At 70.4% G+C, this 22,952-nt stretch carries 13 protein-coding genes and 2 pseudogenes; 4 read left to right on the top strand and 11 right to left on the bottom strand.

All coding sequences use genetic code 11. The features are described from left to right. Positions 1–150: 150 nt before the first annotated feature. Positions 151–810 (top strand): annotated as a pseudogene (locus tag LY625_RS11970) (sensor histidine kinase); the annotation flags it as partial. On the opposite strand, the gene LY625_RS11965 reads toward LY625_RS11970, so the two are convergent. The 4 genes and pseudogenes from LY625_RS11965 to LY625_RS11950 form a co-directional block, all read right to left on the bottom strand. Continuing rightward, entirely contained in the window at positions 755–1,558 is an 804-nt protein-coding gene (locus tag LY625_RS11965; RefSeq protein WP_233740441.1) for a TrmH family RNA methyltransferase, read from the bottom strand. The pseudogene LY625_RS11970 and the gene LY625_RS11965 sit on opposite strands and share 56 nt — an antisense overlap. Positions 1,559–1,646: 88 nt before the next feature. Continuing rightward, positions 1,647–3,068, bottom strand: a pseudogene (locus LY625_RS11960) (alanine/glycine:cation symporter family protein); the annotation flags it as partial. 201 nt (positions 3,069–3,269) lie between these two features. Beyond that, a complete protein-coding gene (locus LY625_RS11955) occupies positions 3,270–6,395 on the bottom strand; it encodes an efflux RND transporter permease subunit (RefSeq protein WP_233740439.1) in 3,126 nt (1,041 codons plus the stop codon). Beyond that, positions 6,392–7,504: an efflux RND transporter periplasmic adaptor subunit gene (locus LY625_RS11950; protein ID WP_233740438.1), complete on the bottom strand. Its 1,113-nt coding sequence runs from the start codon at positions 7,502–7,504 to the stop codon at positions 6,392–6,394. Before LY625_RS11950 ends, LY625_RS11955 begins: the two co-directional genes overlap by 4 nt. A 242-nt stretch (positions 7,505–7,746) precedes the next feature. Here LY625_RS11950 and cysK point away from each other — a divergent pair, with 242 nt between their 5' ends. After that, on the top strand, positions 7,747–8,703 hold the full coding sequence (gene cysK, locus LY625_RS11945; RefSeq protein WP_233740437.1) for a cysteine synthase A: 957 nt from the start codon (positions 7,747–7,749) through the stop codon (positions 8,701–8,703). Between the two features lie 61 nt (positions 8,704–8,764). After that, positions 8,765–12,226, top strand: coding sequence for a PAS domain-containing hybrid sensor histidine kinase/response regulator (locus LY625_RS11940; RefSeq protein WP_233740436.1), 3,462 nt, complete (start codon positions 8,765–8,767; stop codon positions 12,224–12,226). A gap of 315 nt (positions 12,227–12,541) precedes the next feature. On the opposite strand, the gene LY625_RS11935 is transcribed toward LY625_RS11940, so the two are convergent. Next, positions 12,542–13,201 carry a response regulator transcription factor gene (locus tag LY625_RS11935; protein WP_233740435.1) on the bottom strand — a complete coding sequence of 220 codons (660 nt, stop codon included), beginning with the start codon at positions 13,199–13,201 and terminating at the stop codon, positions 12,542–12,544. Positions 13,202–13,206: 5 nt separating this feature from the next. After that, positions 13,207–15,150, bottom strand: a complete 1,944-nt coding sequence (gene acs, locus LY625_RS11930) for an acetate--CoA ligase (protein ID WP_233740434.1) — start codon at positions 15,148–15,150, stop codon at positions 13,207–13,209. A gap of 264 nt (positions 15,151–15,414) precedes the next feature. Here acs and LY625_RS11925 point away from each other — a divergent pair, with 264 nt between their 5' ends. Next, the gene (locus LY625_RS11925; RefSeq protein ID WP_233740433.1) at positions 15,415–16,776 is read left to right on the top strand and encodes a DcaP family trimeric outer membrane transporter; all 1,362 of its coding nucleotides are present in this window, start codon (positions 15,415–15,417) and stop codon (positions 16,774–16,776) included. A 122-nt stretch (positions 16,777–16,898) separates the two neighbouring features. On the opposite strand, the gene actP is transcribed toward LY625_RS11925, so the two are convergent. From actP to LY625_RS11900, 5 genes are all read right to left on the bottom strand, one after another. Continuing rightward, the gene (actP, locus tag LY625_RS11920) at positions 16,899–18,569 is read right to left on the bottom strand and encodes a cation/acetate symporter ActP (RefSeq protein ID WP_255703510.1); all 1,671 of its coding nucleotides are present in this window, start codon (positions 18,567–18,569) and stop codon (positions 16,899–16,901) included. Beyond that, positions 18,566–18,874, bottom strand: a complete 309-nt coding sequence (locus LY625_RS11915) for a DUF485 domain-containing protein (protein ID WP_233740432.1) — start codon at positions 18,872–18,874, stop codon at positions 18,566–18,568. Before LY625_RS11915 ends, actP begins: the two co-directional genes overlap by 4 nt. Before the next feature lie 159 nt (positions 18,875–19,033). Further along, entirely contained in the window at positions 19,034–20,044 is a 1,011-nt protein-coding gene (locus LY625_RS11910) for a class I fructose-bisphosphate aldolase (RefSeq protein ID WP_233740431.1), read from the bottom strand. An 88-nt stretch (positions 20,045–20,132) separates the two neighbouring features. Then, positions 20,133–21,596 carry a pyruvate kinase gene (gene pyk / locus LY625_RS11905; protein WP_233740430.1) on the bottom strand — a complete coding sequence of 488 codons (1,464 nt, stop codon included), beginning with the start codon at positions 21,594–21,596 and terminating at the stop codon, positions 20,133–20,135. A 77-nt stretch (positions 21,597–21,673) separates the two neighbouring features. Next, a complete protein-coding gene (locus tag LY625_RS11900; protein ID WP_233740429.1) occupies positions 21,674–22,852 on the bottom strand; it encodes a phosphoglycerate kinase in 1,179 nt (392 codons plus the stop codon). Between the last annotated feature and the right edge of the window lie 100 nt (positions 22,853–22,952).

The following is a 22,952-nucleotide window of genomic DNA, read 5'->3' as shown; positions in this document are numbered from 1 at the left end:
ACGGGCCACCGGCTCTGGCAGACTCTGCCCATGCCGTCCGCCTCCGTGTTGTACATCCTGGTACTGGCGTTGGCCGCGCTCGCGGCCGGTTACCTGCTCGGCCGCAGGCGCGGCGCCGCCGGCCAGCACACCATCGAGCGCCAGCACCACGAGCTGCAGGCCCTGGCCCGGCGGGTGATCACCCTGCAGGAAGACGAGCGCCGCACGCTCTCGCGCGAACTGCACGACGACATCGGCCAGGACATCACCGCCATCAAGCTGTCGGCGCAGATGCTGCTGGGCGACGAGGATGCCGGCCGCCGGGCGGAGACCATCGCCGACATCGGCGCCATCGCCGACCAGACGGTGGTCAAGCTGCGCAACATCTCGCTGCTGCTGCGCCCGCCCCAGCTGGACGAACTCGGGCTGGTGCCGGCGCTGCGCTGGCAGGCCGAGTCCCTGCTGCGCAAGGGCGGCCCGGCCCTTGACCTCGACCTGCAGCCACTGGGCGAGCGCCCGGCGCCGGAGGCCGAGGTGGCCTGTTTCCGCATTGCCCAGGAGGCGCTCACCAATGCCCTGCGCCATGCCGCCGCGCGCCGGGTCGGCGTACACCTGTCCTGCGACGGATCCTTGCTGCTGCTGGAAGTAACCGATGACGGCCGTGGCCTGCCCGCCGGGCACCGCAGCGGCCTGGGCCTGGTCACCATGCGCGAGCGTGCCCGGCAGCTGGGCGGCGAACTGGCGGTCAGCGCCCCCGGGGAAGGCGGCACGCGGGTCAGCGCACGGCTGCCCATGCGGCCAGCAGCACCGCGGTCGCCGCCGCCACGTTGAGGCTCTCGACCGCGCCGGTACCCGGGATGGACAGTTGCAGGTCGCAGCGCGTGGCCAGGTCCCGGTCCATGCCTTCGCCCTCGGCGCCGAGCACGTAGACCAGGCGCGGGGGCAGCGTGGCCGTGAACAGGTCCACCCCGCCCTCGACCACGGTCGCGGCGAGGCTGAAGCCGGCCCCCCGCAACAGCGCCATCGCGTCCTCTTCCCCGGGCAGGCGGACCAGCGGCAGCGCCTCGGCGCCGCCCTCGGCCACCCGTGCCGCCGCGCCCGACAGCGCCAGTCCGGAACCGGCCGGCAGCAGGACCGCCCCGATGCCGAAATGCGCCGCCGAACGCAGGATCGCGCCCAGGTTGTGCGGATTGCCCACGCCGTCCAGCCACAGCAGGCAGGCGGGTCCATCGGCGAGTCCCTCCAGCCAGCCGGCCAGCGGCGCCGGCTCGCGGCGCAGCACGTCGGCGACCACGCCCTCGTGGTGGGCCGAGGCGGCCAGCTTGCGCAGGTCGTCCTCCGCCACCACCCGGTAACCGACCCGGTTGGCCACGCACCACTTCAGCAACGGCTGCAGGTCGGGAATGCGGGCTTCGGCCAGGTACAGCTTGCGGATATCGGCAGGGCGCCGGGCGAACACCGCGCGCACCGCGTTCAACCCATGCAGGCGCAGTTCGGCCCCACGGCCGGGCGGGCGCCCGCCGCCGGAGGGTTCACGCGCGGCCCCCCACGCACGGTAGGGGCTGCGCTCAGCGGCCATTGGGGGAGCCCGGATCCGGCGGGTCGATGCGGCCGTGTGCGGCCGCGTCCACGACCGGATCCAGGTCGTCGTCGCCTGCGTGGCGGCGCTCCCAGAACCCGGCGCCCCTGATGCCCAGCGCCAGCGGGTCGAATCCGACCTCGCGCCCGGACTTCCTGCGCGTCTCGTAGTCCTTGAGCGCGCGCAGTGCCGGCCGCTGCAGGATCAGGATCGCGATGATGTTCAGCCACGCCATCAGGCCGACGCCGATGTCGCCCAGCGCCCAGGCCGCGCCGGCGGTGCGCACGGCCCCGAAGGTCACCGCGGCCAGGATCGCCAGCCGCAATGCGTAGGTCAGCCACGGCCGGTGCACCTTGCGGTTGATGTAGGCGATGTTGGTCTCGGCCATGTAGTAATAGGCGACGATCGTGGTGAAGGCGAAGAACAGCAGTGCCAGCGCCACGAAGCCGGCGCCGTAGCCGGGCAACACCGATTCCACCGCCGACTGGGCGAAGGTCGCCCCCGCCTCCACGCCGGGGAGCGCGTTGACCAGCATCGTGCCGTCCGGGCCGGCCACGTTGTACATGCCGGTCGACAGGATCATGAAGGCGGTCGCCGAGCACACCAGCAAGGTATCGACGTACACCGAGAACGCCTGGACATAGCCCTGCTGCGCCGGATGCTCGACTTCGGCCGCCGCCGCCGCATGCGGGCTCGTACCCTGCCCCGCCTCGTTGGAATAGATCCCGCGCTTGACGCCCCACTCCACCGCAAGCCCGAGCATCGCCCCGAACCCGGCGTGCAGGCCGAACGCACTGCGGAACACCAGCGAGATCATCTCCGGCACCCGGTCCCAGCTCAGCAGCATGACCACCAGCGCGACCAGCATGTAGGCGAGCGCCATGAACGGCACAACCAGCTCGGCGAAGCGGGCGATGCGCTTGACCCCACCAAAGATGATGAAGCCCAGCGCCACCACAACGAACGCCGCGGTCACCTGCGGCGGGATGTCCCAGGCGATGGTCATGCTCTGGGCGATGCCGTTGGCCTGCACGCCCGGCAGCAGGAACCCGGTGGCGATGATCGTCACGAACGCGAAGATCCAGGCGTACCACTTCAGCCCAAGCCCCTTCTCGATGTAGTAGGCCGGCCCGCCGCGGTATTTCCCCTGGTCGTCCTTTTCCTTGTAGATCTGCGCCAGGGTCGCCTCGACGTACGCGGTCGAAGCGCCAAGGAAGGCCATGATCCACATCCAGAACACCGCACCGGGTCCGCCGGCCGCGATGGCGGTGGCCACGCCGGCGATGTTGCCGATGCCCACCCGCCCCGACAGCGACATCGCCAGCGCCTGGAACGAGGACACGCCCGCCTGCGAGGACTGGCCGTTGAGCATCAGCCGGATCATTTCGCGGAACCCGCGCACCTGCATGAAGCGGGTCCGCAGGGAGAAGTACAGGCCGGCGCCCAGGCACAGGACAATCAGTGCCGGACTCCAGATGATGTCGTTGAGTGCGGTGACCAGGTCTTCCACGTGCCCCCCTCAGAGCGGTGCCGGGCGGGACCGGCGGAAGTGCCGACGATACGCAGGAGCGAGGAACGAGTGAAGAGGAACGAGAAACGAGTAAAAGCAAAAGCCGGCTCCACTCCGCTTTTGCCTTTGCTCTTGCTTTGCTCCTGCCCTTACTCGTTTCTCACTCCTCTTCACTCGTTCCTCGCTCCTCGTTCCTCGCCTTCACGCGTGTCCGCCAACCTCCGGCGTGTCCGATTCCAGCTTCTCCAGCCGGCGGGTGACCGCCAGCGGGGAGTCGGTGAAGCGCGCCAGCAGCACGTAGAACGCCGGCACCACGAACAGCGACAGCAGCGTCGACAGCGCAACGCCGAAGATGATCACCACGCCGATCGTCCCGCGGCTGGCCGAGCCGGGGCCGCCGGCCAGCACCAGCGGCAGGGCGCCGAAGGCGGTGGCGATGGAGGTCATCAGGATCGGACGCAGGCGGATCCGGGCCGATTCGATGATCGCCTGGTGGATCGAACGGCCGTCGTCGCGCAACTGGTTGGCGAACTCGACGATCAGGATGCCGTTCTTGGCCGCCAGTCCGATCAGCATCACGATGCCGATCTGGCTGAACAGGTTGAGCGTGCCACCGGTCACCGCCAGCCCCACCAGCGCGCCCAGCACCGCGAGCGGCACCGTGAGCATGATCACGAACGGGTGGATGAAGCTCTCGAACTGCGCCGCCAGCACCAGGTACACCACCAGCAGCGCCAGGCCGAAGGTCAGCACCACCGCGCTGCCGGCGGTCTGGAATTCGCGGGACTGGCCCTTCCAGTCGATCTGGGCGTAGTCCGGCAGTTCCTCGTGGGCGACCTGCTCGAGGAAACCGATCGCCTCGCCCATGTTGTAGCCCGGCGCCAGGCCGGCGCTGATGGTGATCGCGCGCAGCCGGTTGAAGCGGTTGAGCGTGCCGGCCTCGGCCAGTTCGGTCAGGCTCACCAGGTTGGACAGCGGCACCAGCTCGCCGCCGCGCGAGCGCACCTGGATCTGCGACAGGTCGGTGGTGGTGGCGCGGTTGTCACGGCCGGCCTGGACGATGACGTCGTACTCCTCGCCATCCTGGACGAAGGTGGTCACCCGCCGGCTGCCCATCATGGTCTCCAGCGCCTGGCCGATCGCGGCCACGCTGACGCCCAGGTCGGACGCGCGCTGGCGGTCGATCTCCACCCGCATCTGCGGCCGGGTTTCCTTGTAGTCCGAATCGACCGAGAAGAAGCCCGGGTTGGCTTCCATGCGCTCGATCATGACGTCGCGCCAGCGGGCGATCTCCTCGTACTCGGGGCCACCGAGCACGATCTGGATCGGGTGCCCCCGGCCACCGACCAGGCCGCCGCCGACGCGCGGCTGGGCCTGCACCCCCGGCAGCACCGACAGCTCACGGCGCATCTGCTCGGCGACATCGGCGGTGCTGCGGCTGCGCTCGCCCCAGTCCTGCAGGAACACCACCACGTTGCCGGTGTGCATCTCCTCGCTGGCACCCCAGCCGCCGGGCACGCGGCTGTTGTAACGGCGGATCGCCTCGTCGCCACCGGTATTGCGGGCGAAGATCTCCTCGACCGCGTGCATCTGGCCGACCGTGTAGTCGAAACCGGCGCCCTCCGGCCCCATCACCGAGACGAAGAACGAACCACGGTCCTCGGCCGGTGCCAGCTCCGCGGGCACCAGGCGCAACAGGCCGTAGCTCAGCCCCAGCGCGCCGAGCATGACCGCCGCCAGCAGCCAGCGCTTGCCGACGTGGCGTTCCAGCAACCCGGCGTAGCCGGCCGACAGTGCGCCGAGCTTGCCGTTCACCCAGTTGTTGAAGCCGTTGGCCTTCTCCCGGCGGCGTGGGCGGACCAGCTTGGACGACATCATCGGGGTGAGCGTCAGGGCCACGAAGGCCGACAGCGCGACGGCGCCGGCCAGCGCCACCGACAGCTCGCGGAACAGCCGCCCGGTGTTGCCCTCCATGAAGCCCACGGGCAGGAACACCGCCACCAGCACGGTGGTGGTGGCGATCACTGCGAAGGCCACCTGCTTTGTACCGCGCGAGGCCGCCACCAGCGGCGGCTCGCCCAGGTCGGCGCGGCGCTGGATGTTCTCCAGCACGATGATCGCGTCGTCGACCACCAGCCCGATCGCCAGCACCAGCGCCAGCAGGGTCAGCAGGTTGATCGAGTAGCCGAACAGGTACAGCGGCATGAACGCGGCCAGCAGGCAGACCGGCACCGTCACCGCCGGGATGAGCGCGGCGCGGAAGCTGCCGAGGAAGGCCCAGATCACGATCAGCACCAGCGCCATCGCCTCGGCCAGGGTCCAGTACACGCGCTTGATCGAGGCGTCGATGAACACCGTGTCGTCGAAGGCGACGAAGATCTCGGTGCCTTCGGGCAGGGTCTTCTGGATTTCCTCGGCCTGGGCACGGGCCGCCTTGACCACGTCCAGGGCGTTGGCGGTCGAGGTCTTGACGATGCCCAGGCCGACGTTGGTCTCGCCGTTGCTCTTGTAATAGGCACGGCGTTCGGCCGCGCCGAGCTCCACCCGGGCGATGTCGCCGATGCGCACCACGTAGCCGCCCTCGCCCTCCCGGATCGGGATCTGGGCGAACTGCTCCGGTTCGCGGTACTGGCGCGCCACGCGCAGGGTGAAGTCGCGGTCGCTGGACTCGATGCGGCCGGCGGGCAGTTCCACGTTCTCGGCGCGCAGCGCGGCTTCCACGTCCGCCGGGGTCACGCCGCGGGCGGCCATGGCGGCGCTGTCCAGCCAGATCCGCATCGCGTAGCGCTGGCGGCCGCCCAGGCGCACCTGGGACACGCCGTCCAGGCTCGACAGCCGGTCCTCGACATAGCGCTCGGCGTAGTCGGACAGCTCCATCGTGTCCATGGTGGTCGAGCTCATGTTGAGCCAGACCACGGTGTCGGAATCACTGTCGGCCTTCCACACCTCGGGGGCGTCGGCCTCGTCCGGCAGCCGGTCGGCGATGCGGCTGATCGCGTCACGGACGTCGTTGGCCGCGGCCTCGATGTCACGCTCCAGGGTGAACTCCAGGGTCACCCCGGCGCGGCCGCTGCGGCTGTTCGCCGAGATCAGCTCGATGCCCTCGATGCCCGACAGCGCATCCTCCAACACCTGGGTGATGCGGGTTTCGACCACCGCCGCGGAGGCGCCGGGATAATTCACGCTCACCGAGACGATCGGCGGGTCGATGGCCGGCAGCTCGCGCAGGGTCAGGCGCGAGAACGCGGTCACCCCCAGCACCATGATGAGCACGCTCATCACGGTGGCGAACACCGGCCGCCGGATCGAGAGTTCCGACAGGCTCATCGCAGGTTACCGGCGAGCGCGGGCATCGCGGCGCCGGCTTCCGGCGATTCCGGCATGGCGGGGGCCGGTGCGCCGGTGACCGGAGTGGCGTCCACCGGCATGCCCGCGCGCAGCTTGCCGGTGCCGTCGACCACGATCCGGTCTCCCGCCTCCAGGCCGTCGATGATCTCGGCGCGGCCCTGGACCCGGTTGCCGACCACCACGTCGGCGCGCTCCACGGTGTCGTCATCGCGCAGGCGGAACACGTAGGAACTGCTGCCGACCTGGACGACCGAAATCTCCGGCACCACCAGCGCCTCGCGCGAGGGCCGGACCACGGTCACCTGCATCAGCATCCCGGGACGCAGCTGGTGCTCCGGATTGGCGAAGGCGCCGCGCAGGGTGATCGCCCGGGTCGCCGGGTCGATGCGGGTGTCGATGTGCTCGACCACGCCCTCGAACACCTGGTCCGGCCAGGCGGCACTGAGGGCCACCAGCTTCTGGCCCACACCCAGGCTGGACAGGACGGTCTCGGGCACCGGCACGTCGACGAACACGCGGTTGATCGCGTCCAGGGTGGCGATGACCGTCCCCGGCGTGACCAGTGCGCCCGGGCTCACCTGCCGGGTGCCCAGCACCCCGGAGAACGGCGCCCGGACCACGCGGTCGGCAAGCTGCGCACGGATCTGTTCCACGCGCGCCTGGGCGGTGTCGCGGGTGGCGCGCTGGGTATCGAGCTGCGAACGGGCGATCAGCTGGCTGCTGTCGAGCTCGGCCAGGCGCCGGTACAGCTGCCCCGCCTCGGCGGCCTGGGCCTGGGCCTCGGCCAGCTCGGCCTGCTGCCGCTCGCCACTGAGCGTTACCAGCGGCGCGCCGGCGACCACCACCTCGCCACTTTCGAAATGCACCTTCTCCACGGTTTCGCTGACCTTGGCGGTCACTGTCACCGATTCACGCGCCTTGACCGTACCCAGCGCGCGGACGGTGTCGTTCCACGGTTGCAGCGACACCTCGGTGCTGGTCACCGGCACCGCTTCCTGTCCGCCGCGGGGCGGCGCTTCGTCGCCGCAGGCCACCAGCGCCGTGATTGACAGGAGGACGCAGGCGGAGCGCAGCAGGAATCGGGGCATCGGAGTCATCGGGGAGAAAACCGGGAGGGGGAGGGCGCGTGCGGCAGGCATGCGAGCCGTGAAGTCTAGGTGCACCGGGGTAACGGGCGCGTAGGCCAAAGGTTGACGGCAGGGTGCGACCGCCCGATCCGGCAAAGCCGGGCGTCCCATCCGCCGCACCCCGGCGTTCCCGTGGTGTTCTCACGGCCCGGCCCGGCGCTGTGGCAGGCTGGCTGCCCCCCCTGCAATGCACGGAGCCACCGATGATCCACCACAGCATCCTCGACACGATCGGCCGCACCCCCGTGGTCCGGCTGAACAGGCTGGCTCCCGACGGCGTGGCGCTGTATGCCAAGGTCGAAGCCTTCAATCCCGGCGGTTCGGTCAAGGACCGGCTGGCGCTGGCGATCATCCTCGATGCCGAGGCCCGCGGCGAGCTCAGGCCCGGCGACACCGTGGTGGAGGCCACCAGCGGCAACACCGGCGTCGCCCTGGCCATGGTCTGCGCCGCGCGCGGCTACAAGTTCGTCGCGGTGATGACCGAGACCTTCTCGATCGAGCGCCGCAAGCTGATGCGCGCCTACGGTGCCAAGGTGATCCTGACCCCGGCCGCCGAGCGCGGCACCGGCATGGTCCGCAAGGCCGCCGAGCTGGCGGAGGAGAAGGGCTGGTTCCTGGCCAACCAGTTCGCCAACCCGGCCAACCCGGCCTGGCACCGCAGCACCACCGCGGCGGAAATCCTGCAGGACTTCGCCGGCCGCCGGCTCGACCATTTCGTAAGCGGCTGGGGCACCGGCGGCACCCTGACCGGCGTCGGCCAGGTGTTGAAGCTGGCGCGCCCGGATGTGAGGATCACCGCCTGCGAGCCCGCGGTCGCCTCCATGCTGGCCGGCAAGGAGTGGAGCCCCCACAGGATCCAGGGCTGGACCCCGGACTTCGTCCCCGAGGTGCTGGACCGCGGGGTCGCCGACCAGGTCCTGCCCGTGGAGGACACCGTGGCCCGCGACACCGCGCGCCGGCTGGCGGCCGAGGAGGGCATCTTCTGCGGCGTGTCCGCCGGGGCCACCGTGGCCGCGGCGCTGGAGGTGGCGAAGTCCGCCGGGCCAGGCTCGGCGATCCTGGCCATGCTGCCCGACACCGGCGAGCGTTACCTGAGCACCTTCCTGCTGGAGGACGTGCCGGAGGGCTCCGACGACGAGTGGCTGGCCGGGCTTCCCTGAGTCCTGACCACCGGCCCCGGCCCGGCCTAGACTGGCCCCCTGCCTGATCGGGGGAACGGGGATGCTGCCGGGCTGGATCCTGCTGCTGGTATCGCTGGGCTACGCGGCCCTGCTGTTCGCGGTCGCGTGGTGGGGTGACCGGCATCCGGTGCACATGCGCGCCGGCGGCACCTGGCTGCGGCCGCTGGTCTACAGCCTGTCGCTTGCGGTGTATTGCTCGTCGTGGACCTTCTACGGCGCGGTGGGCACCGCCACCCGCACCGGCATCGGCTACTTCGCCATCTATCTCGGCCCGCTGCTGATGCTGCTGTTCGGCTGGCGGATCCTGGAGCGCCTGGCGCTGGTGGCGCAGCACCAGAACACGGTCTCCATCGCCGACTTCATCGCCGCCCGCTACGGCCGCACCCAGCGGCTGGCGGCGCTGGTCTCGCTGATCGCGCTGATCGCCGCGGTCCCCTACCTGGCGCTGCAATACAAGGCGGTGGCGCTGAGCCTGCAGGTGCTGGGCGGGCGCGACCCGCTGCTGGCCAGCGTCGGGGACCCGGCGCTGTACGTGGCGGTGCTGATGGCGCTGTTCGCGATCCTGTACGGCACCCGCCAGGTCGATGCCACCGAGCACCGCCCGGGGATGATGCTGGCGATCGCGCTGGAATCGCTGGTCAAGCTGGTGGCGCTGGTGTTCGTGGGCGTGTTCGCGATGTTCTGGTTCAGCGCGCGCGAGCTGCCGCTGGCCGAGGCGACCGCGGCGCTGGTCTCCCAGGGCGTGCCGGCGGGTTTCATCGGCCAGACCCTGCTCGCCTTCACCGCGATCCTGTGCCTGCCGCGCCAGTTCCACGTGGCGGTGGTGGAGTGTACGGACGTCCGCGACATCCGCCGGGCGCGATGGATGTTCGGCGGCTATCTGGCGCTGGTCTCGCTGGCGGTGCTGCCGATCGCCGCCGCGGGGCTGGCCGTGCCGGGCGTCGCCGGGGCAGGCGCGGGCGCGGACACCCTGGTGCTCGGGCTGCCACTGTCGGAGGGCCGCAACCTGCTGGCGCTGTTCGCTTACGTGGGCGGGTTCTCGGCCGCCACCGGCATGGTGATCGTGTCCAGCGTGGCGCTGGCGACGATGGTCTCCAACGACCTGGTGATGCCGCCGCTGCTGGCGCGCGGCTGGGCCCAGCGGCGCGGCGGGAACTTCGCCTCCACGGTGCTGTGGATCCGCCGCATCGCGATCGTCTGCTTCGCCGCGCTGGCCTGGGGCTATTACCGGGTCAGCAGCAGCGAGACCACCCTGGCCTCCTACGGACTGATGTCCTTCGCCGCGGTGGCGCAGTTCGCCCCGGCACTGATCGGCGGGCTGTACTGGCGCGGCGCCAGCCGCCAGGGCATGGAAACCGGGCTTTTGCTGGGCTTCACGCTGTGGACCTACACCCTGCTGCTGCCCACCCTCACCGAGGCCGGCTGGATGGACGATGCCTGGGTGCTGCACGGCCCGTTCGGCATCGACTGGCTGCGGCCGCAGCAGCTGTTCGGGCTGGCCGGCTGGGACCCGCTGACCCATGGCACCTTCTGGTCGTTGCTGGCCAACATCGGTGCCCTGTTCCTGGTCTCGGCGCGCTGGCGGCCGGGCTTCGAGGAGCGTCTGCGGACCGCGCCGTTCCTGGATCCCTATGCCAGCGGTGGGCAGCCGGCCGGGAGCCACACGCCCCATCCCTCGATGCAGGTAGGCGACCTGCTTGCCCTCGCCGGCCGCTTCGTCGGCGATGCCACCGCGCGGCGCGCCTTCGCCGACCACGCGCGCGCCGGCGGAGGGCAGCTGCAGCCCTCGCGCCCGAGCGACCGCAACTGGGCGCAGTTCACCGAACGCCTGATGGCCGCCGCCATCGGCGCCGCCTCCGCGCGGCTGGTGATGACCAGTGCGCTGAAGGGCTCGGGCATGGACGTGGCCGAGGTGGTGGCGGTGCTCGACGAGGCCGGACTGGAGTTGCGCTTCGACCGCGGCATCCTTTCGGCCACGCTGGACAACCTCGACCAGGGGGTGAGCGTGGTCGATGCCGACATGCGCCTGGTGTCCTGGAACCTGCGTTACGCGCGGATGTTCGACTACCCCGACGGCATGCTCTACGTCGGCCGCCCGGTAGCCGACCTGATCCGCTACAACGCACGGCGCGGCGAGCTGGGCGAACGCCCGGACGTGCAGGCGGAAGTCGACAAGCGCATCGCCCACATGCGCGCCGGCACCCCGCATGTCTTCGAGCGGGTGCGCGCCTCCGGACAGGTGGTCGAGATGCGCGGCCAGCCGCTGCCCGGCGGTGGCTACGTCACCAGCTACAGCGACGTGACCGAGTACAAGCGCGTGGAGGACGAGTTGCGCGAGGTCAACGAGACCCTCGAGCAGCGCGTGGCCATCCGCACCCGCGAGGCGGAGGCGGCGCAGGCCTCGCGGACCCGCTTCCTGGCCGCGGTCAGCCACGACGTGCTGCAGCCGCTCAACGCCGCCCGCCTGTTCACCTCGGCCCTGCGCGAGAGCGGCAGCGCCGACGAGCAGCGCCACCTGGCCGAGCGCGTGGACACCTCGCTGCGCGCCGCCGAGGAGTTGCTGGAGGGCCTGCTCGACGTCTCCCGGCTGGATGCCGGCGCGCTGCAGCCGCAGCTGTCGGACTTCGACGCCGCCGAACTGCTGGCCGAACTCGCCGCCCAGTACGCCCCGCTGGCCGCTGCGCGCGGGCTGGGCCTGCGGGTGATCGCCCGTCCGTTGCCGGTACGCAGCGACCGTCCGTTGCTGCGCCGGGTGCTGCAGAACTTCATGGCCAACGCGCTGCGCCACACCCGCAACGGCCGGGTGCTGCTGACCGCGCGGATCCGCGGCGCTTCGGTCGAGCTGCAGGTCTGGGATACCGGCCCGGGCATCCCGGAGTACCACCTGCAGCAGATCTTCGAGGAGTTCTTCCGCATCGAGGACCCCGATGGCTGGGGTGCCCAGGGACTGGGCCTGGGGCTGTCGATCTGCCAGCGCATTTCCAACGTGCTCCACCACCCGCTCAACGTGCGTTCGCGGCGCGGCCACGGCAGCATGTTCTCGATCCGCGTGCCGCGGGCGGCGGGGGTCGATGCCCCGCTTCCCGGCCCGGCCTCCCCCACGGCGCTGCCGGACGGGCTGGAGGGCATGCGGGTGCTGTGCGTGGACAACGACGCCGACATCCTCGCCGGCATGGCCAACCTGCTGGGCCGCTGGGGAATCGTGGTGCTGCAGGCGGCCACCGTGGACGAGGCGCTGGAGCGCATGGCCGGGGAGCCGGACGTGCTGCTGGTCGACTACCACCTGCATGACCGGATGGATGGGCTGGATGCGCTGGATGCGCTGCGCGAGCGCGGCCCGCGGGTACCCGGGGCGCTGGTGACCGCCGATGGCAGCGACACGCTCAAGCGCGAGGCCCAAGCGCGCGGCTACCGGGTGCTCACCAAACCGGTGAAGCCCGCCTCGCTGCGGGCGTTCCTGGCCGCACGCAGCAGCCACCACGCGGCGGGGCACGCGCCCTGAGACTTGTTCCTGACGGGCCCCGCCGCAGCCGGGAGGCCTTTGCGCTCCATGTCCCCCGGCCTGCGCCTGCGGCGAAGGCCTCCTCCTTTACTTACGCGCAAAGGCCTCCCGGCCGCGACGGGGCTCGGCTTCGGTATTTCTCGAACCACCGCGTATTCCGGCGCGCCGGGTGGGGGTGCCCTTTAGTCGTAAGTAAAGGAGGAGGTGGCGGCCGCAGGCCGACGCCGGGGGACATGGAGACTAAAGGGCACCCCTGCCCGGAGCCCCGGCGTCGTATCAAGGCGCGCTTTCCCTTGATTGGGAGAAGAGCCTTACTTACTCAAGGAAGGGCGCGTCGGGGCGCGGGTCCAGCGCGAGGCGACTGGCGATCAGCACCGCCTGGGTGCGGTTGCTCGCCCCCAGCTTGCGCAGGATCGCGGTCATGTGCGCCTTGATGGTCGCCTCGGAGACCTCCAGCTCATAGGCGATCTGCTTGTTGAGCAGGCCCTCGCCGAGCATCTGCAGCACGCGGAACTGCTGCGGGGTGAGCTCGGCCAGGCGCCGCGCGGCCTCGTGCTCCTCCGCCGCGGCGGCGGCCGCGGTCCGGGCCTGCGGCGGCGCCCAGCGCTCGCCTTCGAGGATCCGCGAAAGTGCCTCGCGCAGCGTGGCCGGATCGGCGGACTTGGGAATGAAGCCCATCGCGCCGTGGTCCAGCGCGCGGCGCATCACCGCCGGCTCCTCGCGCGCGGACACCACCACCACCGGCAGCTCGGGATACTGCGCGCGCAGGTGCACCAGGGCGCTGAAGCCCCGGGCACCGGGCATGTTCAGGTCCAGCAGGAGCAGGTCGGCGTCCGGCTCGGACGCCACCAGGTCCTCCAGCCGGTCGACGCTGTCGGCCTCCAGCAGCCTGGCCTCCGGCAACACGCGGCCGACCGCCCCCCGCAACGCCTCGCGGAACAGCGGGTGGTCGTCGGCGATGAGGACGGTGGCCACGCGATTCAGCGGTTCCTGCGGTTGGCCAGCAGCGTCTCGACCACGCCGGGGTCGGCCAGGGTACTGGTGTCGCCGAGCTGGTCGGGCGCATCCTCGGCGATCTTGCGCAGGATGCGCCGCATGATCTTGCCCGAGCGGGTCTTGGGTAGCGCCGGCGCCCACTGCAGGATGTCCGGCGTGGCCAGCGGGCCGATCTCCTTGCGCACGTGGGTGACCAGTTCCCTGTGCAGCTCCTCGCTTTCCACCTCGCCGGCGACCAGGGTCACGTAGGCGTAGATGCCCTGCCCCTTGACCTCATGCGGGAACCCGACCACCGCGGCCTCGGCGACCTTGGGGTGGAGCACCAGCGCGCTCTCGACCTCGGCGGTGCCGATGCGGTGGCCGGAAACGTTGATCACGTCGTCCACCCGGCCGGTGATCCAGTAGTAGCCATCGGCGTCGCGGCGCGCGCCGTCGCCAGTGAAGTAGGTGCCCGGGTAGGCCGCGAAGTAGGTGTCGAAGAAGCGCTGGTCATCGCCGTAGACGGTGCGCATCTGCCCCGGCCAGGAGTCGAGGATGACCAGGTTGCCCTCGCACTCGCCTTCCAGGATGTTGCCGGCGGCGTCCACGATCGCCGGCTGCACGCCGAAGAACGGCCGGGTCGCCGAGCCCGGCTTGGTCGGCCAGGCGCCGGGCAGCGGCGAGATCAGGATGCCGCCGTTCTCGGTCTGCCACCAGGTGTCCACGATCGGGCAGCGTCCCTCGCCGACCACGTCGAAGTACCAGCGCCAGGCTTCGGGGTTGATCGGTTCGCCCACGCTGCCCAGCAGGCGCAGCGACGTGCGCGAGGTGCGCTTCACCGGCTCCTCGCCTTCGCGCATCAGCGCGCGGATCGCGGTGGGCGCGGTGTAGAAGATGCTCACCTGGTGGCGGTCGACCACCTGCCAGAAGCGCGAGGCGTCGGGCCAGGTCGGGGTGCCCTCGAACACCAGCGAGGTCGCGCCGTTGGCCAGCGGGCCGTAGACGATGTAGCTGTGTCCGGTAACCCAGCCGACGTCGGCGGTGCACCAGTAGACGTCGTCGTCCTTGATGTCGAACACGCACTCGTGGGTATAGGACGCGAACAGCAGGTAGCCGCCGGTGGTGTGCAGCACGCCCTTGGGCTTCCCGGTGGAACCGGAGGTGTAGAGGATGAACAGCGGGTCCTCGGCGTTCATCCGCTCCGGCGCGCAGCTGTCGGGCTGGCCCTCGACCACCGCGTGGTACCAGCGGTCGCGCGGCTGCTGCATGTCGATCGCGCCGCCGGTGTGGCGCACCACCAGGACCGTCTCCACCGTGTTGGTGCCCGGCAGCTTCAGCGCCGCATCGACGTTGTCCTTCAGCGGCACCTTGCGGCCGCCGCGCAGGCCCTCGTCGGCGGTGATCACCAGCTTCGCGCCGCTGTCGCGGATGCGGTCGGCGATGGAGTTGGCCGAGAAGCCGCCGAACACCACCGTGTGCACCGCACCGATGCGGGCGCAGGCCAGCATCGCCACCGCGGCCTCGACGATCATCGGCAGGTACAGGGTGACCCGGTCGCCCTTGCCGATGCCCAGGTTGCGCAGCGCGTTGGCCAGGCGGCAGACCCGGGCGTGCAGCTCGCGGTAGCTGACGTGTTCGGCCTCCCCGGCCGGGTCGTCGGGCTCGAAGATCAGCGCGGTCTTGTCGCCGCGGGCCGCCAGGTGGCGGTCCAGGCAGTTGACGCTGACATTGAGCTCGCCGTCGGCGAACCAGCGGATATGGAAATCCTTGCGGTCGAAGCTCACCTCGCGGATGCGGGTCGGCGCCTTCATCCAGTCCAGGCGCTGGGCGATCCGGCCCCAGAACGCGTCCGGATCGCGGATGGACTCGGCGTAGTCGCGCTCGTAGTCGGCCGCGGTGACGTTGGCCTGCGCGGCGAAAGCGGCGGGAACGGGATACAGGTCGGTCATGTGCTTCACCCCTTGGAACGTACAGGCCGAGTGTGCCGCATGCACCCTGCGCACCGGTTTAGACCTTGGTATAGCGCGCGGCATTCGACCAAGGGTGAATAGGCGGCGGGCGCCCCGGCCCGCAGCATCGACCCACGGCTGTCCAGGGCGGGAGCCTGCGTTGCCGGACGGCCTGCCCGCGTCTTGCCACTCCGGAGGGAAAACATGACTGCACCGCCCGTCCCGCAAGGGACCCACCAGGACAGGCATGGGCCTGTCGCAAGAATGCCGCGGCGCCTGCTCGGTGCCGCCGTCACCGTGGCCCTGCTGGCACCGGGCCTGGCGCTGGCGCAAACACCCAGGGAGCAGGAGCTGGAAGCCCGCGTGGCGCAGCTGGAGCGCGTGGTCGAACAACTGCTGGCGGCACAGCGGCAGGCCGGGGCGGCGGCCGACGAAACGCCGTCCGCGACGATGCCGGTTCCACCGGCGGCGCCCGCGCGGGCCACGGCCGCCGTCACCGACCACCCGTCCCGCATCCAGTCGACCCCGATCCTCCCCTCGGCCAGCCCGGGCACCCGGTTTTCCTACGGCGGCATGATCAAGTTCGACGCCATGGCCACCGACACCAGCGATGGCCGGATCGCCGATGGCAGCGCCGGGCGGCTGTTCTACCTGCCTTCCGCGATCCCGGTCGGCGGTGACGCGGTCGATGGCGGCGACGCCTACCTGGACGTGCATGCCCAGTTCTCGCGCTTCTGGCTGGGCACCGACCACGTCACCGACGGCGGCGACACGCTCAAGGCGATGATCGAGGTCGACATGTTCGGCGGCGGCGCGATCCTGGGCAACGAGTCCAGCACCAATACCTACGGCGTCACGGTACGCCACGCCTGGGTCAGCTGGAACGAGTGGCTGGCCGGCCAGACCTGGTCGAACTTCATGGACGTGGGCGCGCTGCCGGACACCGTCGACTTCGTCGGCCCCACCGACGGCACGGTGTTCGTCCGGCAGGCCCAGCTGCGCTACACGAACGGACCGTGGTCGTTCTCGCTGGAGAACCCGGAAACCACGGTCACCCCGCATGGCGGCGGGGCGCAGTTCCGCACCGGCGACAACAGCCTGCCCGATGCCACCGCGCGCTGGACCGCCAAGGGGGACTGGGGCCACTTCTCGGTGGCCGGCCTGCTGCGCCAGTTCAAGCATGGCGACCGGGACGACACCGGTGGCGCGCTCAGCGTCTCGGGCCGCTACAACCTGGGCAGCAACGACGACATCCGCTACGCCCTCAACGCCGGCCCGGGCATCGGCCGGTACCTGGCCTTCGGGCTGGGCAGCGACGTGACGGCCGACGCCGGCGGCGACCTCCACGCGCTCGATGGCTACGGCGGCTTCGTCGCCTGGCGGCACGCGTTCTCGCCGAAGCTGCGTGGCAACCTGATGTACTCGCGCGCGCAGTTCGACAACGACCGCGCCTTCACCGGCTTCGGCGTCACCGAGATGGCCCACTCCTTCCACGCCAACCTGATCTACTCGCCGCTGCCGAAGCTGGACGTGGGCGCCGAGCTGATCTTCGGCCAGCGCCACCTGGAGGATGGCCGCGAGGGCGACCTGACCCGGCTGCACACGCACGTGAAGTACAGCTTCTGATCTGTTTCCCACGCCGCCCGGCCAACATGCCGGGCGGCGTTTTTCATGCCGGCGCCAGACGTGACAAAGCAAAAAGGGGCGTGCACCCATGCACGCCCCTTTCGTTCTGTCGCCGCCGCGGATCAGTGCTCGGTGGCACCCTCCGCGCCGATGCCGGTCTCGCTGCGCACCCGCAGGGCATCGAACGAGGCCCGCTCTCGCCCGGCCTGCGCGCTGCGGTCCAGGGTCGAGAACAGCCAGATCGAGAAGAACGCCAGCGGGATCGACAGGATGCCGGGGTTGGGGAACGGCACGATCGGCTCGGCGAATCCGAACACGTCCACCCACACTGTCTGGCTGAGCGTCACCCAGGCCGTTGCCACCGCCAGGCCGATGAAGCCGCCGATGGTCGCACCCCGCGTGGTGCAGCCACGCCAGGCGATCGACAGCACCAGCACCGGGAAGTTGGCGCTGGCGGCGACCGCGAAGGCCAGGCCCACCATGAAGGCCACGTTCTGGTTCTCGAACACGATGCCCAGCAGGATCGCGACCACGCCCAGGGTGACGGTGGAGATGCGCGAGATCTTCATCTGCTGCGCCTCCGTCGCCCGGCCCCGTGCGAACACGTTGGCGTACAGGTCGTGCGAGATCGCCGCCGCGCCGGCCAGTGCCAGGCCCGCCACCACCGCCACGATGGTGGCGAAGGTGACCGCGGCCAGGAAGCCCAGCAGCAGGCTGCCGCCGACCGCATTGGCCAGGTGCACGGCCACCATGTTGGTGCCGCCGATCAGCCCGTTGATGATGTCGATGCTGCCGTCCGGTCCGCGCTGGAAGAACTCCGGGTGCTGCCACAGCAGCGCGATGCCGCCGAAGCCGATGATGAAGGTCAGCAGGTAGAAGTAGCCGATGAACGAGCTGGCGTAGATCACCGAGCGCCGTGCCTCCCGCGCATTGGGCACGGTGAAGAAGCGCATCAGGATGTGCGGCAGGCCCGCGGTGCCGAACGCCAGCGCCAGGCCCAGCGACAGCGCGTTGAGCGGGTTGGAACTGACCTGCGCGCCCGGCGCCATGATCGACAGCCCGGTCGGGTGCACCCGCACCGCCTCGGCGAGCATGGCGTCGGGATTGAACCGGAACGCCAGCAGCACCAGGAAGGCCATCAGCGTGGCGCCGGCCAGCATCAGCACCGCCTTGATGATCTGCACCCAGGTGGTGGCGGTCATGCCGCCGAAGGCCACGTAGACGATCATCAGCGCACCGACGATGCTCACCGCCAGCTCGTAGCGGATCCCGAACAGCAGCACGATCAGCTTGCCCGCGCCCACCATCTGGGCGATCAGGTACAGGGCGATGATCAGCAGCGAGGCGCTCGCCGCCAGCACCCGCAGCGGCGTTTCCGCCAGCCGGTACGAGGTCACGTCGGCGAAGTTGTAGCGGCCCAGGTTCCGCAGCCGCTCGGCGATCAGGAACATCACCACCGGCCAGCCGAACAGGAAGCCGATCGCATAGATCATGCCGTCGAAGCCGCTGACGTAGACCATGCCAGCGATGCCCAGGAACGAGGCCGCCGAAAGGTAGTCGCCGGCGATCGCCAGCCCGTTCTGGAAACCGGTGATGCCGCCGCCGGCGGTATAGAAGTCGGAGGTGGTGCGGGTCCGGCGCGCGGCCCACCAGGTGATGCCCATGGTGGCGACGATGAACACCAGGAACATCACGATCGCCGAGGTGTTGGCCTGGCCCGGCGCCTGCGCGGAGGCCGGCAACGGAGCGAGCGCCGCGGCCAGCGCGGCGGGAACGGCAAGGGCGGCCTTCATTCCATGTCCCTCACGATCGCCTCGATCAGCGGATCGAAGTGCTTGTTGGACAGGTGCACGAAGGCGGAGATCATCAGCACCGCGCTGACCGCCACCACGCTGGCCGACAGCACGCCCACGCTCATGGTGTATCCGGCGCCAATCGGCCGGGCGAATACCTCCGGCCAGAACGCCAGGGTGAGGATGAAGCCGGCATAGACCACCAGCATCAGCAGGAAGAAGCCCAGGCTGGCCCTGCCCCGCCGCCGGACCAGTTCCTGGTAGGCCGGGTGCCCCAGCACCCGGTCGAGCATGTCACCTGTCATTGCGTGTCCCTCCCACGGTTGATCCGCGGATCGAATGTAGGAGGGGCCCGCTCGCCGCCGACAGACGACTTTGGTAGTAGGCGCACCGGACGGGCCGACGGCGGAAACACGGACGCCGGCACTGGGCCGGCGTCCGGGGTACCGCTATGGCGTGGTCGATCAGGCGTCCTTGCTCCACTCGCCCAGTGCGGCCAAGCCGTTCTCGCGGGCACGCGCGTAGACGGTCTCCTGCGCCTTGGCGATGTTGCCGCCCATGTCCTCGCCCCAGATCTTCAGCGCGGCGGACTGCATGGCGCGGCCGTAGCTGAAGCTCAGCGGCCAGGGCTTCTCGCCCATGCGGTTCATCGCGTCCAGGTGCGCGGTGGCGTCCTCGTCGGACTGGCCGCCGGACAGGAACACGATCCCCGCCAGGGTGGCCGGCACGGAGGCCTTCAGGCAATGCAGGGTCGCCGCGGCGACTTCCTCGATCGAGGCCTGCTCGTCGGCGTCCTTGCCCGGCAGCACCATGGACACCTTCAGGATGGTGCCCTCGAGCATCACGTTGTGCTCGTACAGCGCGGCGAACAGCGAGCGCAGCACGACCTCGGTCACCTCATAGCAGGTGTCGATGTCGTGGTCGCCGTCGATCAGGATCTCCGGCTCGACCATCGGCACCAGGCCCTGCTCCTGGCACAGCGCGGCATAGCGGGCCAACGCGTGGGTGTTGGCATCGATGCAGGTGCCGGTCGGGATGTCCTCGCCGATGTTGATCACCGCGCGCCACTTGGCGAAGCGGGCGCCGAGCCTGTAGTACTCCTCCAGGCGCGCGCGCAGGCCGTCCAGGCCCTCGGTCACCACCTCGCCCGGAAAGCCGGCCAGCGGATGGGTGCCCTTGTCGACCTTGATGCCCGGGATGATCCCGGCATCGTTCATGACCTTGGTGAAGGGCACGCCGTCCTTCGTGGACTGGCGCAGGGTCTCGTCGAACAGGATCGCGCCGGAGATGTACTCGGACAGCTTCGGTGCGGTGAGCAGCATCTCGCGGTAGGCGCGGCGGTTCTCCTCGGTGCTCTCGACGTTGACGCTGTCGAAGCGCTTCTTGATGGTGCCGGTCGACTCGTCGATCGCGATGATGCCCTTCCCGGCGGCCACCATGGCCTGGGCGGTTTCGGCAAGCTGTTCGATGCTCATGGACGTCCTGATGAGGGGGTTGGATGGACCCGCGAGTATAGCCGCGCCGGCGCCCCCGGGCCATTGCGAAACAGCAGCTTACGTCGCCTCAGAGCGCGGCGATCGGCGTGGCCTGGGCACCCGGCCCCACCTGCAGCAAACGCAGGGTGTTGGTGGCGCCATGGGTTTCCATGTGGTCGCCGCCGGTGAACACCAGCCGGTCGCCCTCGGCCAGCAGGTCGGCACCGGCGAGTTCGGCGATCGCGCGCTCGGTGGCCTGGTGCAGGTCGAGCCCGCGGCTGTCGAAGGCCAGCGGCACCACCGAGCGCATCAGCGCCATCTGGCGCCGGGCCGGCGCGTGGCGCGACAGGCCGAACACCGGGGCGCTGGAGCGGAAGCGCGACAGGAAGCGGGCAGTGCCGCCGGACTCGGTCATGGCCACGATCGCGCGCAGGTCGATGTGCTCGGACAGGAACATCGCCGCCATCGCGATCGCCTGGTCGGCCCGCTGCAGGCCGCGCGGGGCGGCTTCGAAATCGCTGTCGTGGTGGAACTGGCGCTCGGCGCCCAGGCAGATCCGCGCCATCGCCTCGACCGCCTTGACCGGATGGCCGCCGGCCGCGGTCTCGGCCGAGAGCATTACCGCGTCGGTGCCGTCGATCACCGCGTTGGCCACGTCCAGTACCTCGGCGCGGGTGGGCATCGGGCTGTCGACCATCGACTGCAGCATCTGGGTGGCGGTGATCACCACCCGGTTGCGGGCCAGCGATTCGCGGATGATCTTCTTCTGCAGGCCGGGCAGCTCGGCATCGCCGGTCTCCACTCCCAGGTCGCCGCGGGCGACCATCACCACGTCGCTGGCCTCGATGATCTCCGCCAGGTTGGCGATCGCCTCGGCGCGCTCGATCTTCGACACCAGCGCGGCCTGGCTCCCGGCTCCGCGGGCGATCCGCCGCGCCTCCTCCATGTCCCCGGCGTTGCGGCAGAACGAAACCGCGATGAAGTCCACGCCCACGTCGGCAGCCACCGCGATCAGCTCGCGATCACGATCGGTGATCGCCCCCAGCGACAAACCGCCGCCCTGCTTGTTCAGGCCCTTGCGGTCGGACAGCTCGCCGTCGTTGAGCACCGTGGTGGCGATGCGCTCGCCCTCGATGCGCTCCACCCGCAGCTGGACCATGCCGTCGTCGAGCAGCAGCACGTCGCCGGGCGCCAGGTCACCGGGCAGTCCAGGGTAGCTGACCCCGACCGCGGTGGCATCGCCGGGAGGCGCATCGGCGCCGGCGATGAGGTCGAATGGCGCGCCGCTGCGCAGCTGCACCCGGCCTTCGGCGAACTGCTCGATGCGGATCTTCGGGCCCGGCAGGTCGGCCAGGATGCCGACCTCGCGCCCGACCCGGGCGGCCGCCTCGCGTACCGCTTCGGCCCGCGCGCGCTGCTCGCCCGGGGTGCCATGGGAGAAATTCAGCCGGACCACGTCCACGCCGGCGGCGAGGATCGCATCGAGCACGCCGGGCGCGTCGGTCGCCGGGCCGAGGGTGGCGAGGATCTTGGTGCGGCGCAGCTTGGACATGGAACCGTTCGTCAGCTCAGGATGCGCCGCACGCTAGCACAGCATCGTGGCGCGCCGGCCTGCATGCGGATGCAGGCCTATCCCGCCCGCGCCCGCAGTGCCGCCACCGCCGGCAGCTCCTTGCCTTCCAGGAACTCCAGGAACGCACCGCCACCGGTGGAGATGTAGGAAACCCGGTCGGCAATCCCGTACTTGTCGACCGCCGCCAGGGTGTCGCCCCCGCCGGCGATCGAGAACGCGTCGCTGTCCGCGATCGCCCGCGCCAGCACCTCGGTGCCCTTGCCGAAGGCATCGAACTCGAACACCCCGACCGGCCCGTTCCAGACCACCGTGCCGGCGGCCCGGATCATCTGCGCGTAGCGCGCGGCGGTCTCCGGTCCGATGTCCAGGATCATGTCCCCGGCCTCGACCGCGTCGACCGGCCTGACCGTGGCCGTCGCATCGGCCGAGAAGGCCGGTGCGACCACCACGTCCGTCGGCACCGGGATCTCCGCGCCGCGTGCCTTCGCATCGGCCATGATCTGCTTCGCGGTGTCGACCAGGTCGGCCTCGACCAGCGACTTGCCCACGCCGTGGCCCATCGCGGCGATGAAGGTGTTGGCGATGCCGCCGCCGACGATCAGCTGGTCGACCTTGCCGACCAGCGAGGACAGCAGTTCCAGCTTGGTGCTGACCTTGGAACCGGCGACGATCGCCAGCAGCGGCCGCGCCGGGTTGTCCAGCGCCTTGCCCAGGGCGTCCAGCTCCGCCATCAGCAACGGACCACCGGCGGCCACCTCCGCCTTGCGGATCACCCCGTGGGTGGAGGCCTGGGCGCGGTGCGCGGTGCCGAAAGCGTCCATGACGAACACGTCGCACAGCGCCGCGTACTTCCCCGCCAGCGCCTCGTCGTCCTTCTTCTCGCCCGGGTTCATCCGGCAGTTCTCCAGCAGCACCAGCTGGCCGGGCCGCACCTCGACGCCGTCGACCCAGTCACGCACCAGCGGCACGTCCTGGCCCAGCAGCTCCGACAGCCGGCGTGCGACCGGGGCCAGTGAGTCCGCCTCGCTCCACTCGCCCTCGACCGGGCGGCCGCGGTGCGACATGACCATCACCGCCGCGCCCTTCTCCAGCGCCCGCTTCAGCGTCGGCAACGCCGCGCTGATGCGCTGCTCCGAGGTGATCCGGCCCTCGGCATCGATCGGCACGTTGAGATCCTCGCGGATCAGCACGCGCTTGCCGGACAACTCGAGGTCGGTCATTCGCAGGATGGACATGGGCGGAGTTCCTGGGCCGGGATGATGGGGCCGGTATTGTCGGCGGCGGGGCGCTGGGGGGGCAAACGGCGAGGAACGAGGGGAGAGAGAACCAGGTGCG

Source organism: Lysobacter sp. GX 14042, from assembly GCF_021390425.1.
Taxonomy (GTDB): domain Bacteria; phylum Pseudomonadota; class Gammaproteobacteria; order Xanthomonadales; family Xanthomonadaceae; genus Novilysobacter.
Note: the sequence above shows the minus strand (reverse complement) of the source record. Positions and strands in the feature narration are given on the sequence as shown.